At 70.9% G+C, this 13,436-nt stretch carries 15 protein-coding genes; 8 read left to right on the top strand and 7 right to left on the bottom strand.

Going from position 1 to position 13,436, the window contains the following annotated elements; genetic code table 11:
• Positions 1 to 35: 35 nt before the first annotated feature.
• Positions 36 to 1,730, bottom strand: a complete 1,695-nt coding sequence (locus QHG49_RS13200; protein WP_145492370.1) for a fumarate hydratase — start codon at positions 1,728 to 1,730, stop codon at positions 36 to 38.
• Positions 1,731 to 1,929: 199 nt separating this feature from the next.
• Between QHG49_RS13200 and QHG49_RS13195 the strand changes: the two genes are divergently transcribed.
• Entirely contained in the window at positions 1,930 to 2,628 is a 699-nt protein-coding gene (locus tag QHG49_RS13195; protein ID WP_301489761.1) for a DUF1707 domain-containing protein, read from the top strand.
• 119 nt (positions 2,629 to 2,747) lie between these two features.
• Positions 2,748 to 3,122 carry a WhiB family transcriptional regulator gene (locus tag QHG49_RS13190; protein WP_145492374.1) on the top strand — a complete coding sequence of 125 codons (375 nt, stop codon included), beginning with the start codon at positions 2,748 to 2,750 and terminating at the stop codon, positions 3,120 to 3,122.
• A 47-nt stretch (positions 3,123 to 3,169) separates the two neighbouring features.
• Here the strand turns inward: QHG49_RS13190 and glpX are convergent, their stop codons facing one another.
• The gene (gene glpX / locus QHG49_RS13185) at positions 3,170 to 4,204 is read right to left on the bottom strand and encodes a class II fructose-bisphosphatase (RefSeq protein ID WP_037661730.1); all 1,035 of its coding nucleotides are present in this window, start codon (positions 4,202 to 4,204) and stop codon (positions 3,170 to 3,172) included.
• A gap of 126 nt (positions 4,205 to 4,330) precedes the next feature.
• Here glpX and QHG49_RS13180 point away from each other — a divergent pair, with 126 nt between their 5' ends.
• Positions 4,331 to 4,873, top strand: coding sequence for a DUF4245 domain-containing protein (locus tag QHG49_RS13180; RefSeq protein WP_159704576.1), 543 nt, complete (start codon positions 4,331 to 4,333; stop codon positions 4,871 to 4,873).
• A 94-nt stretch (positions 4,874 to 4,967) separates the two neighbouring features.
• On the opposite strand, the gene QHG49_RS13175 is transcribed toward QHG49_RS13180, so the two are convergent.
• The 3 genes from QHG49_RS13175 to xseA form a co-directional block, all read right to left on the bottom strand.
• Positions 4,968 to 5,558: a malonic semialdehyde reductase gene (locus QHG49_RS13175; protein ID WP_145492378.1), complete on the bottom strand. Its 591-nt coding sequence runs from the start codon at positions 5,556 to 5,558 to the stop codon at positions 4,968 to 4,970.
• Between the two features lie 130 nt (positions 5,559 to 5,688).
• Entirely contained in the window at positions 5,689 to 5,934 is a 246-nt protein-coding gene (locus QHG49_RS13170; protein WP_145492380.1) for an exodeoxyribonuclease VII small subunit, read from the bottom strand.
• Complete coding sequence (gene xseA, locus QHG49_RS13165) at positions 5,931 to 7,139, bottom strand: exodeoxyribonuclease VII large subunit (protein ID WP_301489755.1); 1,209 nt, start codon at positions 7,137 to 7,139, stop codon at positions 5,931 to 5,933. The genes QHG49_RS13170 and xseA overlap by 4 nt, the downstream gene beginning before the upstream one ends.
• A 92-nt stretch (positions 7,140 to 7,231) precedes the next feature.
• On the opposite strand from xseA, the gene QHG49_RS13160 reads away from it, so the two are divergent.
• Together QHG49_RS13160 and ppgK are read left to right on the top strand one after the other, a co-directional pair.
• Positions 7,232 to 8,239, top strand: a complete 1,008-nt coding sequence (locus tag QHG49_RS13160) for a 4-hydroxy-3-methylbut-2-enyl diphosphate reductase (protein WP_145492384.1) — start codon at positions 7,232 to 7,234, stop codon at positions 8,237 to 8,239.
• Positions 8,240 to 8,289: 50 nt separating this feature from the next.
• Positions 8,290 to 9,036 (top strand): polyphosphate--glucose phosphotransferase, encoded by a 747-nt coding sequence (gene ppgK, locus QHG49_RS13155; protein ID WP_145492385.1) that lies wholly within the window; start codon positions 8,290 to 8,292, stop codon positions 9,034 to 9,036.
• Positions 9,037 to 9,130: 94 nt separating this feature from the next.
• Here ppgK and QHG49_RS13150 read toward each other — a convergent pair whose 3' ends face one another.
• The gene (locus tag QHG49_RS13150; protein ID WP_301489751.1) at positions 9,131 to 9,661 is read right to left on the bottom strand and encodes a DUF6542 domain-containing protein; all 531 of its coding nucleotides are present in this window, start codon (positions 9,659 to 9,661) and stop codon (positions 9,131 to 9,133) included.
• 188 nt (positions 9,662 to 9,849) lie between these two features.
• Here QHG49_RS13150 and ychF point away from each other — a divergent pair, with 188 nt between their 5' ends.
• The 3 genes from ychF (at position 9,850) to QHG49_RS13135 (ending at position 11,868) form a co-directional block, all read left to right on the top strand.
• Positions 9,850 to 10,938, top strand: a complete 1,089-nt coding sequence (gene ychF, locus QHG49_RS13145; protein ID WP_145492387.1) for a redox-regulated ATPase YchF — start codon at positions 9,850 to 9,852, stop codon at positions 10,936 to 10,938.
• A gap of 265 nt (positions 10,939 to 11,203) precedes the next feature.
• Positions 11,204 to 11,455 (top strand): type II toxin-antitoxin system VapB family antitoxin, encoded by a 252-nt coding sequence (locus tag QHG49_RS13140; protein ID WP_145492389.1) that lies wholly within the window; start codon positions 11,204 to 11,206, stop codon positions 11,453 to 11,455.
• A complete protein-coding gene (locus QHG49_RS13135) occupies positions 11,452 to 11,868 on the top strand; it encodes a PIN domain nuclease (RefSeq protein WP_145492391.1) in 417 nt (138 codons plus the stop codon). The genes QHG49_RS13140 and QHG49_RS13135 overlap by 4 nt, the downstream gene beginning before the upstream one ends.
• A gap of 183 nt (positions 11,869 to 12,051) precedes the next feature.
• On the opposite strand, the gene QHG49_RS13130 is transcribed toward QHG49_RS13135, so the two are convergent.
• Positions 12,052 to 13,284, bottom strand: coding sequence for a serpin family protein (locus QHG49_RS13130; protein WP_301489747.1), 1,233 nt, complete (start codon positions 13,282 to 13,284; stop codon positions 12,052 to 12,054).
• Positions 13,285 to 13,436: the final 152 nt, after the last annotated feature.

Below are 13,436 nucleotides of genomic sequence, written 5' to 3'. Positions count from 1 at the left end.
TTGGGCCATCGGTTCTGGCCCAACCCCCGTATGGGTCAGGCCAGGCCGGGGCCCCGCACCGGGATCGAGGTGAAGGTGGGGGCGGGGGCCGGGTCCTGGAAGAAGTCGTTGCCCTTGTCGTCCACGACGATGAACGCCGGGAAGTCCTCGACCTCGATCTTCCAGACGGCCTCCATGCCCAGCTCCTCGTACTCCAGGACCTCGACCTTCTTGATGCAGTCCTGGGCGAGCCGGGCCGCGGGGCCGCCGATGGAGCCGAGGTAGAAGCCGCCGTGGGCGTCGCACGCGTCGGTGACCTGCTTGCTGCGGTTGCCCTTGGCGAGCATCACCTTGGAGCCGCCGGCCGCCTGGAACTGCGCCACGTAGGAGTCCATCCGGCCGGCCGTGGTCGGACCGAAGGAGCCGGACGCGTAGCCCTCGGGCGTCTTGGCCGGACCGGCGTAGTACACCGGGTGGTCCTTCAGGTACTGCGGCATCTCCTCACCGGCGTCCAGGCGCTCCTTGATCTTGGCGTGCGCGATGTCACGGGCCACGACCAGCGGACCGGTCAGCGACAGCCGGGTCTTGACCGGGTACTTGGTCAGCTCGGCGAGGATCGTGTCCATCGGCTGGTTGAGGTCGATCTCGACGACGTCGCCGTCGGTCCGCAGGTGCTCGTCCGTCGTCTCCGGCAGGAACCGCGCCGGGTCCCGCTCCAGCTGCTCCAGGAAGACGCCCTCTGCGGTGATCTTCGCGACGGCCTGACGGTCGGCCGAGCAGGACACGGCGATGGCCACCGGGCAGGACGCGCCGTGCCGGGGCAGCCGCACCACCCGCACGTCGTGGCAGAAGTACTTGCCGCCGAACTGCGCGCCGATGCCGATCTTCTGGGTCAGCTCGAAGACCTTCTCCTCCAGCTCCTTGTCCCGGAAGCCGTGGCCGAGCGGCGAACCCTCGGCGGGCGCGTTGTCCAGGTAGTGCGCGGAGGCGTACTTCGCGGTCTTGAGCGCGTACTCGGCGCTGGTGCCGCCGACCACGATCGCCAGGTGGTACGGCGGGCACGCGGCCGTACCGAGCGAACGGATCTTCTCCTCCAGGAACTTCATCATGGAGGCCTCGTTCAGGACGGCCTTGGTCTCCTGGTACAGGAAGGACTTGTTGGCCGAGCCGCCGCCCTTCGCCATGAACAGGAACTTGTAGGCGCCGCCGTCCGTCGCGTACAGCTCGATCTGCGCGGGCAGGTTGGAGCCGGTGTTCTTCTCCTCCCACATGGTGAGCGGAGCCATCTGCGAGTAGCGCAGGTTCAGCTTCGTGTAGGCGTCGTAGATGCCGTGCGAGAGGTGCTTCTCGTCCGCGCCCTCGGTGAGGACGTTCTGGCCGCGCTTGCCCATGACGATCGCCGTGCCGGTGTCCTGGCACATCGGCAGCACGCCCGCCGCCGCGATGTTCGCGTTCTTCAGCAGGTCCAGGGCGACGAACTTGTCGTTCGCGGACGCCTCGGGGTCGTCGATGATGCGGCGCAGCTGGGCGAGGTGGGCCGGGCGCAGGTAGTGCTGGATGTCGTGGATGGCCTCCGCGGCCAGCGCCCGCAGTGCCTCGGGCTCCACCTTGAGGAACGTCCGTCCGTCCGGTCCCTCGACGGTGGACACGCCCTCGGACGTGACCAGCCGGTAAGGGGTGGTGTCCTCTCCCTGGGGGAGCAGATCGGTGTATGCGAACGCTGGGCGGGGCGGTTGGGAACTACGCGGCATCTCAGCCCATTCCTCACTCTGACGGACGGGCCCGCCGACGCTGGCGGGCCCGTCCAGCGTAGAACCTGCCGCCGACGGCCAGCTTGTGAGGTAAGGCTCAGTGGCCGTGAGCCGGTGCCCGGCCGGGCGGCGGCGCCGACACGCCCAGGGTTGTCCACACCCCTAGTCGCGATCTATCGCGTTTCGGTACGCTGCTGCCGTGGACCTTCAGAAGCCCGCCCGTACCCAGGACGCCACCCCGAGCGTCTCCGCCCTGCGCGCCTCGGACGCCGACCGCGACCGGGTCGCCGACATCCTCCGCGAGGCCCTCGCCGAGGGCCGCCTCACCGCCGACGAACACGCCGAGCGCGTGGACGGCGTGCTGAACGCGCGGACGGTCGGTGAACTGGAGGTCTTCATCCAGGACCTGCCCGCCGCCCACCAGCACTCCTCCCGCGCCGCCTGCACCCCCGCCCCGCCGCGCCCCACGGACGAGATACCCGGCGAGTCCGACGCGAACGTGGTGGCCGTCCTCAGCAGCGCGGTCCGCCGCGGCCGCTGGCGCGCCGGGCGCCGGATGCACGCGTACGCGGTCTTCGGCAGCGTCGAGATCGACCTCAGCGAGGCGATCTTCGAGTACCAGCAGGTCGTGATCAAGGCGGTCTCGGTCTTCGGCGACGTCCAGATCCGCGTCCCGGAGAACGTGTCGCTGCGCGGCACCGGCGGCGGCGTCCTCGGCAACTTCGAGGTGGCGACGCTGGACTCGACCGAGACGGACGCGCCGGTCGTCTACATCGACGGCTGGGCCGTCCTCGGCAATGTGGAGGCCCGGCCCAAGCGGGGCAAGCTCGTCTCGGACATCCTGGAGCGGGTCCAGGACAGGGTCGAGCGGAAACTGCGTAGACACCTGGACCGTTGACGGTCGCCGACTCCCCGGCAATCGCCCGTCGTCGGGGACGCAGTGCATAGGCGCGCGTACAGCGGGTAGGGCTTGCTGCATCGTCTCTCGCTCGCGAAGCCGTCGTCAGGAGTAGACCCGTGCTGCGACCGCCGCATTCGTCCTTGCAGGTAGCTGCCGTACCGGCCCAGCGGGAGCCAGCGCGGGAGCGGGACCAGGAGGCACCCTGGCACACCGAGGCCGTGTGCCGGCGCGACGAGGCGGGGCTGTTCTTCGCCCCGTCCAAGGAGCCGACCGCCGCCCGGCTGTCCCGCGAGGAGGCGGCCAAGCGCGTCTGCGCCCGCTGTCCGGTCATGGTCGAGTGCCGTGAACACGCCCTCCTCCAGCCCGAGCCCTACGGCGTCTGGGGCGGCCTCACGGCGGCCGAGCGCCGGGTGGTCCTGGCGCGGCGCCGCCGCCGCGAACTGGACCTGAAGAAGGCGGCCCGGGCGACGACGGACCGCATAGCCGGCTGACAGGCGAAAGCGCCCCCTCCGCACAGGGGGCGCTCACGCCGCTCGGCCTACTTGGCCCGCTCGAAATCGATCGCGCTGTAGGCCCGCAGCTTGCTGAGGCGGTGCTCGGAGTCGATCCGGCGCACCGTGCCCGACTTCGAGCGCATCACGATCGACTCGGTGAGCGCGGTCTCCGACCGGTAGCGCACACCGCGCAGCAGCTCGCCGTCGGTGATGCCGGTGGCCACGAAGAACACGTTCTCCCCGGAGACCAGGTCGTCCGTCGTGAGCACCCGGTCGAGGTCGTGCCCGGCGTCGATCGCCCGCTGCCGCTCCTCGTCGTCCTTGGGCCACAGCTTGCCCTGGATCGTGCCGCCCAGGCACTTCACGGCGCAGGCCGAGATGATGCCCTCCGGCGTACCGCCGATGCCGAGCAGCAGGTCGACGCCCGTGCCCTCGCGCAGCGCGTAGACGGACCCGGCGACATCGCCGTCGGAGATCAGCTTGATGCGCGCGCCGGCCTCCCGGACCTCCTTGATCAGGCCCTCGTGCCGGGGCCGGTCCAGGATGACGACGGTGACGTCCTCCGGGGTCGCCTTCTTCGCCTTGGCGATCCGCCGGATGTTCACGGCCACGGGCGCGTCGATGTCCACGAAGTCCGCTGCCTCGGGGCCGGTGACCAGCTTGTCCATGTAGAACACGGCGGACGGGTCGAACATGGCGCCGCGTTCGGCGGCGGCCAGCACGGCGATCGCGTTCGGCATGCCCTTGGCGGTCAGCGTGGTGCCGTCGATCGGGTCGACGGCGATGTCCACCTCGGGGCCGGTGCCGTCGCCGACGTGCTCTCCGTTGAAGAGCATCGGGGCCTCGTCCTTCTCGCCCTCGCCGATGACGACGACGCCGTTCATCGAGACGGTGGAGACGAGGGACCGCATGGCGCGCACCGCGGCACCGTCGGCGCCGTTCTTGTCACCGCGCCCGACCCAGCGGCCGGCGGCCATCGCCGCGGCTTCGGTCACCCGGACGAGTTCCAGGGCGAGGTTGCGGTCGGGAGCCTCGGCGGGAACATCGAGTTCGGAGGGCAGGTGATGATTTTCGGTCATCGGGGCGCACCTTTCTGATACGGCGACGGCCGGATGAGGGTCTTGGCCATGACTCTATCGTTAGGCAGACAAAATGAGCAGGGGACCCCACGTTTGAGCGCCTGAGGCACCTGCGACGATAGGGACGTGGCAGGTTCGAAAGGCAAGCAGAAGACGGCCCGGGACATGATTCTCTCCCTGGCCCTGATCGGTATCGCGGCGGCGGTCGTCTACCTCTTCGCCATCCCGCACGACAATCACGCTCCCGACCTCAAGCGGGTCGACTACCGGGTCGAGCTGATCACGGCCCGCCGGGCGGCGAGCTACCCGGTGGCGGGGCCCGAGGGCCTGTCCGACGCCTGGAAGGCCACCTCGGTGAGCTACGACGGCGCGAACGGCGACTACTGGCACCTGGGCTTCCAGACCCCTGATGCCCAGTATGTCCAGATCGAGCAGTCGGCGCAGAAGCGGGCCGACTTCATCGACCAGGCCACCCAGGGCGCGAAGGCCACCAAGGCCACCGAGCGGATCGACGGCCGCACCTGGACCCACTACACCGGGGGCCGCTACGACGCCCTCGTCCTGGAGGACACGCCCGGCTCGACCACCGTGGTCGCCGGCACGGCGTCCTTCGGCGACCTGACGAAGATGGCGTCCGCGCTGCGGCTGGAGAAGACCTCCGCGTCGTAGCCCGGCGAGCGGCACGCGGGTCGCGGCTTGTCGAGCGGCACGGAAGAGGCCCCCGGCGTCGCCGGGGGCCTCTCTCTTTGCCGTGCGGGGCGGCTCAGACGGTCGTGACGACGTCCTCGTACGCGAGCCGCGGGGAGCGCGGGTACGACGCGTCCGGGCCCGGACGGCCGATGTTGACGACCATCAGCGGGGTGTGGTCGTCGTCCAGGAACTCCTTGCGCACGCCCTCGGGGTCGAACCCGGTCATCGGGCCCGCGGCGAGGCCGGCGGCGCGCACGCCGACGATGAAGTAGGCGGCCTGGAGCGCGGAGTTCAGCGCGGCGGAGCGCTCGCGGGCCGGGCGCTCGGAGAAGAAGGCGTCCTTGGCGGCCGGGAAGGCCGGGAACAGGGCCGGCAGCTCCTCGTGGAACTCGTTGTCCGCGGCGAGGATCGCGACCAGCGGGGCGGCGGCGGTCTTGGGCCGGTTGCCCTCGGCCATGTGCTGCACCAGGCGCTCACGGGCCTCGGGGGAGCGGACCAGGGTGACGCGCAGCGGGGTCTGGTTGAAGGCCGTCGGGCCGTACTTGACCAGGTCGTAGATCGCCCGGACCTGCTCCTCGGTCACCGGCTCGTCGGTGAAGGTGTTCGCGGTGCGGGCCTCGCGGAACAGCAGGTCCTGGGCGGCGGGGTCAAGAACGAGAGACATCGTGACTTCCTCGGTGATGCGTACGGTCCGCTCCGGACCGCTGCTGACCGTACGACCCTACGTCAGTTGAGTTTTAACTTTCAACAAAACCGGCCGCAGGGTGACCCACTCCACAGTCCCGGGCGGCCCCCTACTCGGCGGCCTCCCCGCCCGCTCCCTCCTCCTCCGCGAGCGCCGCGTCCAGGCGAGCGCGCGCCCCCTCCAGCCAGCGCCGGCACACCTTGGCCAGCTCCTCCCCGCGCTCCCACAGCGCCAGGGAGTCCTCCAGCGAGGTACCGCCCGCCTCCAGCCGCCGTACGACCTCGATCAGCTCGTCCCGCGCCTGCTCGTACGAGAGCGTCTCCCGCGCCCCGCCGGTCTCCGTCTTGCCGGTCATTCGCCCACCTTCACCGTGAATTCGCCGTCGGCGACGCGCGCTCGCAGCGCCTCGCCCTCACTCACCTCGCCCGGATCGCGCACCACGTGCCCGTCGGAGCGCTGCAGCACCGCATAGCCGCGTTTCAGCGTGGCCGCGGGGGAGAGGGCCACCACGCGCGCGTGCGTGTGCGCCAGCTCCGAGTCCGCGCGGTCCAGCAGATGGCCGACGGTGCGCCGGCTCCGCCCGAGCAGGGAGGCCACGTGGTCCGCGCGCTCGTCGAGCATCCGGTGCGGATCCTCCAGCACGGGCCGGGCCAGCGCGTGCGCCAGCCCCCGCTCCTCGCGCTCGATCAGCGCGTGCGCGCAGCGCCGGGCCCGGCCCTGGAGCATCCGCACCCGCTCCAGCTCCTCGCCCACGTCCGGTACGACCTTCTTGGCCGCGTCGGTCGGGGTGGAGGCGCGCAGATCGGCGACCAGGTCGAGCAGCGGACTGTCCGGCTCGTGCCCGATCGCGGACACGACCGGCGTACGGCACCCCGCCACCGTCCGCACCAGCTGCTCGTCGGAGAACGGCAGCAGATCCTCCACGCTGCCGCCGCCGCGGGCCACGATGATGACGTCCACGTCCTCGATCGCGTCCAGCTCCTCCACCGCCCGCACGACCTGCGGGACGGCGTGCACCCCCTGCACGGGGACGTTGCGCACCTCGAAGCGCACGGCGGGCCAGCGATGCCGGGCGTTCTCCAGCACATCACGCTCCGCCGCGGAGGCACGGCCGCAGACCAGGCCGATCAGCTGCGGCAGGAACGGCAGCGGCTTCTTGCGCTCCGCCCCGAACAGCCCCTCCGCCGCGAGCGACTTCTTCAGCCGCTCCAGGCGGGCCAGCAGCTCACCGACCCCGACCGGCCTTATCTCGGCCGCGCGCAGGGAGAGCTGGCCTCTTGGCGCGTACCACTCCGGCTTGGCCAGCACGAGGACGCGGGCGCCCTCGCCGACGACGTCCGCCACCTCGTCGAACACCTGCCGGAAGCAGGTCACACCGACCGAGATGTCGTGCGACGGGTCGCGCAGCGTCAGGAACACGACGCCGGCGCCCGGCCGCCGCGACAGCTGGGTGATCTGCCCCTCGACCCACACCGCGCCCAGCCGGTCGATCCAACCCCCGATCAGCCGGGAGACCTCACCGACCGGCAGGGGTGCCTCAGGGGTCGTCTTCAAAGCCATGCGCCGAGCGTAATGGCCGCCACCGACAGAGCGGTCCGGCCGGGCGCGGGCGGCTGATCCCGGCGCCGTCGTACGCCCCCTACGATGGACCCATGACCGCTTCGCCGCGCCGCCGTGTCCTGCTCGCCGCCCCCCGAGGCTACTGCGCCGGTGTGGACCGCGCCGTGATCGCCGTCGAGAAGGCCCTGGAGCAGTACGGCGCCCCGATCTACGTCCGGCACGAGATCGTCCACAACAAGTACGTCGTGCAGACCCTGGAGAAGAAGGGCGCCGTCTTCGTCGAGCGCACGGAGGAGGTGCCCGAGGGCAACATCGTCATGTTCTCGGCGCACGGCGTGGCCCCCGTCGTCCACGAGGAGGCCGCGCGCGGCCGGCTCGCCACCATCGACGCGACCTGCCCCCTGGTCACCAAGGTCCACAAGGAAGCCGTCCGGTACGCGAACGAGGACTACGACATCCTGCTGATCGGCCACGAGGGCCACGAGGAGGTCATCGGCACCTCCGGCGAGGCCCCCGAGCACATCCAGCTGGTCGACGGCCCCGAGGACGTCGCCAAGGTCGAGGTCCGCGACCCGTCGAAGGTCGTCTGGCTGTCGCAGACCACCCTCTCCGTGGACGAGACCATGGAGACCGTCGACGCCCTGAAGACCAAGTTCCCGGGCCTGGTCTCCCCGCCCAGCGACGACATCTGCTACGCCACGCAGAACCGCCAGATCGCCGTGAAGCAGATGGGCGCCGACTCCGACCTGGTCATCGTCGTCGGCTCCCGCAACTCCTCCAACTCCAAGCGCCTGGTCGAGGTCGCCAAGCTCGCCGGTGCCCGCGAGGCGTACCTGGTGGACTTCGCCGACGAGATCGACGAGGCCTGGCTGGAGGGCGTGTCCACCGTCGGCGTCACCTCCGGCGCCTCCGTCCCGGACGTGCTGGTCGAACAGGTCCTGGAGTGGCTCGCCGAGCGCGGCTACGCGGACGTGGAGATCGTCAAGACCGCCGAGGAGTCCATCACCTTCTCGCTGCCCAAGGAGCTCCGCCGCGACCTGCGCGAAGAGGCGGCGAACCTGATGGCCGAGCGCGGCGGATCGGGCGCTTCAGAGGAGTGATCGCGGCCCTTTCGGGCGTGACTGTCAGTGGCCCGTCGTAACGTGGGGCCATGCAGATCTTCGGCGTGGACATCGGCGGATCCGGGATCAAGGGCGCCCCTGTGGACCTCGACAGGGGCGACCTCGCCCAGGAGCGCTGCAAGGTGCTCACCCCCCACCCGGCGACGCCCGACGGCGTGGCCGACGGGGTGAAGCAGGTGATCGACCACTTCGGCTGGACCGGCCCGGTCGGCCTGACCTTCCCCGGCGTGGTCACCGGCGGGGCGATGGTCCGTACGGCGGCCAATGTCGACAAGAGCTGGGTCGATACCGACGCGCGCGCCCTGTTCGGCGGCAGACTGGGCGGCCTGCCGGTGACGGTGGTCAACGACGCGGACGCGGCGGGCGTCGCCGAGATGCAGTTCGGCGCGGGCCGGGACCGCCGGGGCACGGTCATCCTGCTCACCTTCGGCACCGGCATCGGCAGCGCCCTCTTCGTGGACGGCGTCCTGGTCCCCAACACCGAACTGGGCCACCTGGAGCTGAACGGCCACGACGCCGAGCACAAGGCGTCCAGCAAGGCCAAGGAGGACCACGACCTGAGCTGGGAGCAGTGGGCGCGCCGCGTCCAGAAGTACCTGGCACACGTGGAGATGCTGTTCTCGCCCGAGCTGTTCATCATCGGCGGCGGGGTCAGCCGCAAGGCCGACAAGTTCCTCCCCCACATCGAGGGCATCACGGCCGACATCGTCCCCGCGCAGCTCCAGAACAACGCGGGGATCGTGGGCGCGGCGATGCGGGCGGCGCAGCAGTCGTAGGGACGGCGGCCGGAGGGGCGGCGCGGCGGACGTAGGAGGTTGCGGTCGGAGGGGCCGCGCGGCAGTCGTAGGGGGGCGGCCGGAGGGGGCCCGGTCAGTGCGGGCGCCGCCGCGACCGCACCCACCGCACCCGTCGTACGAGCACGATCACCCCCGCGGCGAGCGTCCCCCCGTACAGCCAGCCGGCCTGGGTGGCCAGCCCGGTCGCCAGGCCCATCAGCCGGCCGAGCATCCCCTCGCGCCCGTCGGCGACCACGAGCAGCCCGGCCGCGAAGGCGATGGGCACGGCGACCGGCGCGGTCAGCACGTCCCCGGGGCGCACCCACAGCGCGGTCAGCACGCACACGGGCAGGAACAGCAGGCCGTACACCGGCAGCGAGCCGCCGAGGAGCAGCTGGTCGAGGCAGCCCAGGAGGAACATCGCGGCGACGCAGAACAGGCCGCCGCCGAGCCCGGTGAGCCGGGGTCCCGGCAGCCCCGCGCCCGGCACCGGCCGTGACTGCCCCGCGCCGCGCCCCGCCTCCGGGCCGGGCGTGCGGCGCCGGGCCTGCGGCGGCAGATGGGCGTGCGGCGGGTTGCCGCGGCGCCGTCCGTCGTTCGGGGGTCGCGTTCTGTGCTGCTCCATTGGACCAACTTAGGTCTGTTTATGTGCCCGATCGGCTCCCAGACACGCCGATGGGCGGACCTTGGCCGGGTGGGCGGCGCTCCCGGGAAGAGGGCGCGCGGAACGCCGTAGACTGGTGGATCGGCCAGTGTCCTCCGAGGGCCTGGCAGCCCCAGCTCCTGGCCCTCTCATCCACGGGAAGTCGCAACGTGTCGCTCACGATCGGAATCGTCGGCCTGCCCAACGTCGGCAAGTCGACCCTGTTCAACGCCCTGACCAAGAACGACGTGCTGGCGGCCAACTACCCGTTCGCCACGATCGAGCCCAACGTCGGCGTCGTGGGCGTCCCCGACGGCCGGCTGGCCCAGCTGGCCTCGATCTTCAGCTCGGAGCGCATCCTTCCGGCCACGGTCGACTTCGTGGACATCGCCGGCATCGTGCGCGGCGCGTCCGAGGGCGAGGGCCTGGGCAACAAGTTCCTCGCGAACATCCGCGAGTCGGACGCGATCTGCCAGGTCATCCGCGCCTTCAAGGACGAGAACGTCGTCCATGTCGACGGCAAGGTCTCGCCCAAGGACGACATCGAGACGATCAACACCGAGCTGATCCTCGCCGACCTCCAGACCATCGAGAAGGTCCTGCCGCGGCTCCAGAAGGAGTCCCGGATCAAGAAGGACGTCGCGCCGAAGGTCAAGGCGGTCGAGGAGGCCAAGGAGATCCTGGAGAAGGGCGACACGCTCTTCGCGCACGGCATCCTCCAGGGCACGGAGCGGGCCGAGCTGCTGCACGACCTGCACCTGCTGACCGCCAAGCCGTTCCTCTACGTCTTCAACGTGGACGAGGACGAGCTGACGGACGAGGACTTCAAGAACGAGCAGCGCGCGCTGGTCGCTCCCGCCGAGGCGATCTTCCTGAACGCCAAGCTGGAGGCCGACCTCGCCGAGCTGGACGAGGACGAGGCCCTGGAACTCCTCCAGTCCGTCGGCCAGGAGGAGCCCGGCCTCGCCACCCTGGCCCGCGTCGGCTTCAACACCCTCGGCCTGCAGACCTACCTCACGGCCGGCCCCAAGGAATCCCGCGCCTGGACCATCAAGAAGGGCGCCACCGCCCCCGAGGCCGCCGGTGTCATCCACACCGACTTCCAGAAGGGCTTCATCAAGGCCGAGGTCATCTCCTTCACCGACCTCCTCACGACGGGCTCCGTCGCCGAGGCCCGCGCCAAGGGCAAGGCGCGTATGGAGGGGAAGGACTATGTGATGCAGGACGGGGATGTGGTGGAGTTCCGCTTCAACGTCTGAGCGGATGAAGTGACGCCACGTCGCTGATCTGGCAAACATGCAGTTCAGGAGGGGCTCGGCTCTGTGGAGTCGGGCCCCTTGGGTTTTACGCACCCAGAGCGACCGGCGGGAGCAAAGTGATCAGCACAGCAGGACGAATCCCGCTCGACCGGACCGCTTCACCGCCCGCAGCGGAAGCGTCCTCGACGTATCTCCGGGTATCGATGTCGTTTACGAAGCTCAATTGATATCGTTATTGGGTCGTCGGGTGGTGGAGGGATGACTGATGGCCAGGACTGTGATCGATCTGGACGAGGAGATCGTCGAGCAGGCGATGCGGGTGTACGGCGTGAGGACCAAGGCCGCCGCGGTGCGGGCGGCCATGGAGGAGGGGGTGAAACTGCGGCTGCGCCGGGAGCTGTTCGATGCCATGGATGACGGCGAGTTCGAGGACGTGTTCGCGGAGATCCGTTCGCAGACGGGGCCGCGGAATCCGGACGGCTCTCTGAAGCGCGAAGGCGGGGCCTCGGCGGCGTGAAGGGGCGCTACCTCATCGACAAGTCCGCGCTGGCCCGCCGGGGTGGACCAGCGGTGCGGGCGCGGCTGGATGTGCTGGACCGCGATGGGCTCCTGGCGGTGTGCGCCCCGACCGAGTACGAGGTTCTGTACTCGGCGCGCGGAAAGCCTGAGGCGCTGCGACTGCGTACCCTGCTCCGTGGATTCGACTACCTGCCCTGCAATGACGAAGAGTTCGAGCGGGCGCTAGAGATCCAGGCTTTGGCCCTGAACGCCGGCTTTCACCGGGCACTGTCGATGGCCGACGTCCTCATCGCGGCAACCGCCGAGCGGCATCGGGCCACGGTCCTGCACTACGACGGAGACTTCGACATGATTGCCTCGGTGAGCGGGCTGCAAGCCGAGTGGGTTGTGGAGCCGGGTACCGCCGACTGAGCCGGGAACGCCCACAGGTCACCACAGGCGTTGGGTAGTGTTCTCGGCGCCGAGTTCCGCTTCAACGTCTGAGCGGATGAAGTGACGCCGCGTCGCTGGAGTGGCGGACGTGCTGTGCCGAAGGGGCCGGGCTCAGGGGAGTCCGGCCCCTTCGGCGTGTGGTCGGGCGGGGGGGCGTAGGCATCACACACCCGGGCGGCCCGCGCTGCCCGCGTACCCCGGGGCCGGGTAGGGGGAGGGGTCGGTCATCCAGCCGGAGGTCAGGATCAGGCGGGAGTCGCGGTCGACGGCGAGGAAGGCGAAGGGGCGGTCGAAGGTGGCGTGGACGACGGTGGTCTCGTAGCGGTGCTGGGGCGGGGCGCCGCCGGGTGCCGCGGCCATGGCCGTCACCGTGGCCGCGCGGAAGCCCAGGGCGCCGAAGCGGGTCACCGCCGACTGGCGGGCCTCCGAGACGGCCAGGGGGTGGGCGCTGATGCCGGGGAAGTGGCCGTAGCGGGGGTCGGTCGCGGTGTGGAGGCCGAAGAGGTCGGGCTGGGCGAGCAGATCGTGGTCCGCGCGGACCTCGTAGGCAACCGTCCGTACGTCCAGGGAGGTCGGTTCCGGCGTGACGGCCTGCTCGCGTTCCACCCGCAGTCCGGGGCCGACCTCGCCGTACGGCAGGGCGCCGCCCGGTGTGAGCGGGAGCGCGCGTTCCACCACGGCCACGCCCGCGGCGATGACCTGACCCGGCGTCATGCGCTCCTCGCCGAGGACGAGATGGACGTCGATGCCGTTGTCGCCGGGGACCGTCAGCGCGGTGACGAAGCCGTCCGGGGTGCCGGTCACGCCGACCCGGTCCGGGCGCACGCTCCGCCGGTGCAGGCCGCGCAGGGTGCGGCCCTGCCAGGGGCCCGCCGCCGGGGTGAGCGGCTGCTCGGTGAAGGGCTGGCGCCAGGTGGTGTGCAGGGCGAGCGCGCCCGCCAGCACCATCCGGGTCTGCCGGTTCAGCGCCACCGGCATCCGCTCGACCAGGCCGCCGGTGCGCTCGGCGGCCCAGCGGTCCAGCCGTTCCTGCGCGGTGACGAGATCCTCCCCGAACGAGCCGTGCGCGGCCGCCGGCAGCTTGGCCAGCCACTCCTCGCGCAGCGGCAGTTCCTGTTGCGTCCACAGGCCGAGCGCCGCGTCCAGGCCCGACACCGAGTCCAGGGCCGCGAGCAACTCCCGTGCGGTGGCGGCAGCTTGCTCCGCGGGCACGCCCAGTACCTCGGTCAGCTCCTGCCGGGCGGGGCCCGCCGCGCCGTCCGCGAGGAGGGCCAGCAGGGGCCAGACACCGGCCGCGGAGAACACCGTGCCGCCCCGCGCGGTGGCGCCCCAGCGCGCGGTGAGTCCGTTCACCGTGCGTACGACGGCGCCGTCGACCCGGTTCTCCACCTTCAATTCCGCCCCCTGTGTCCCGCTTACCTGCGACAAGTCGTAAGAGGCACGGTACCGGTGTTCCCGGACTGCCGTTCGGGCGGCCGGAGTTGTCCGGGGCGCCCGGCAGGTGTGAAGGGGGGCGCGGGTGGGGGAGAAAGTGCTGGGTGGGGGCT

This window comes from Streptomyces sp. WP-1, from assembly GCF_030450125.1.
In the GTDB taxonomy this organism is placed as follows: Bacteria; Actinomycetota; Actinomycetes; order Streptomycetales; family Streptomycetaceae; genus Streptomyces; species Streptomyces incarnatus.
This window is presented reverse-complemented; position numbering and strand designations above follow the sequence as displayed.

What these genes read in the sequence shown, in the direction of transcription:
- ppgK (WP_145492385.1), top strand. Translation starts at nt 8,290, where the DNA reads ATGCAGATCTTCGGCGTGGACATCGGCGGATCCGGGATCAAGGGCGCC.
- QHG49_RS13170 (WP_145492380.1), bottom strand. Translation starts at nt 5,934, where the DNA reads ATGACCGGCAAGACGGAGACCGGCGGGGCGCGGGAGACGCTCTCGTAC.
- glpX (WP_037661730.1), bottom strand. Translation starts at nt 4,204, where the DNA reads ATGACCGAAAATCATCACCTGCCCTCCGAACTCGATGTTCCCGCCGAG.
- QHG49_RS13175 (WP_145492378.1), bottom strand. Translation starts at nt 5,558, where the DNA reads ATGTCTCTCGTTCTTGACCCCGCCGCCCAGGACCTGCTGTTCCGCGAG.
- QHG49_RS13150 (WP_301489751.1), bottom strand. Translation starts at nt 9,661, where the DNA reads ATGGAGCAGCACAGAACGCGACCCCCGAACGACGGACGGCGCCGCGGC.
- QHG49_RS13140 (WP_145492389.1), top strand. Translation starts at nt 11,204, where the DNA reads ATGGCCAGGACTGTGATCGATCTGGACGAGGAGATCGTCGAGCAGGCG.
- xseA (WP_301489755.1), bottom strand. Translation starts at nt 7,139, where the DNA reads ATGGCTTTGAAGACGACCCCTGAGGCACCCCTGCCGGTCGGTGAGGTC.
- QHG49_RS13200 (WP_145492370.1), bottom strand. Translation starts at nt 1,730, where the DNA reads ATGCCGCGTAGTTCCCAACCGCCCCGCCCAGCGTTCGCATACACCGAT.
- QHG49_RS13160 (WP_145492384.1), top strand. Translation starts at nt 7,232, where the DNA reads ATGACCGCTTCGCCGCGCCGCCGTGTCCTGCTCGCCGCCCCCCGAGGC.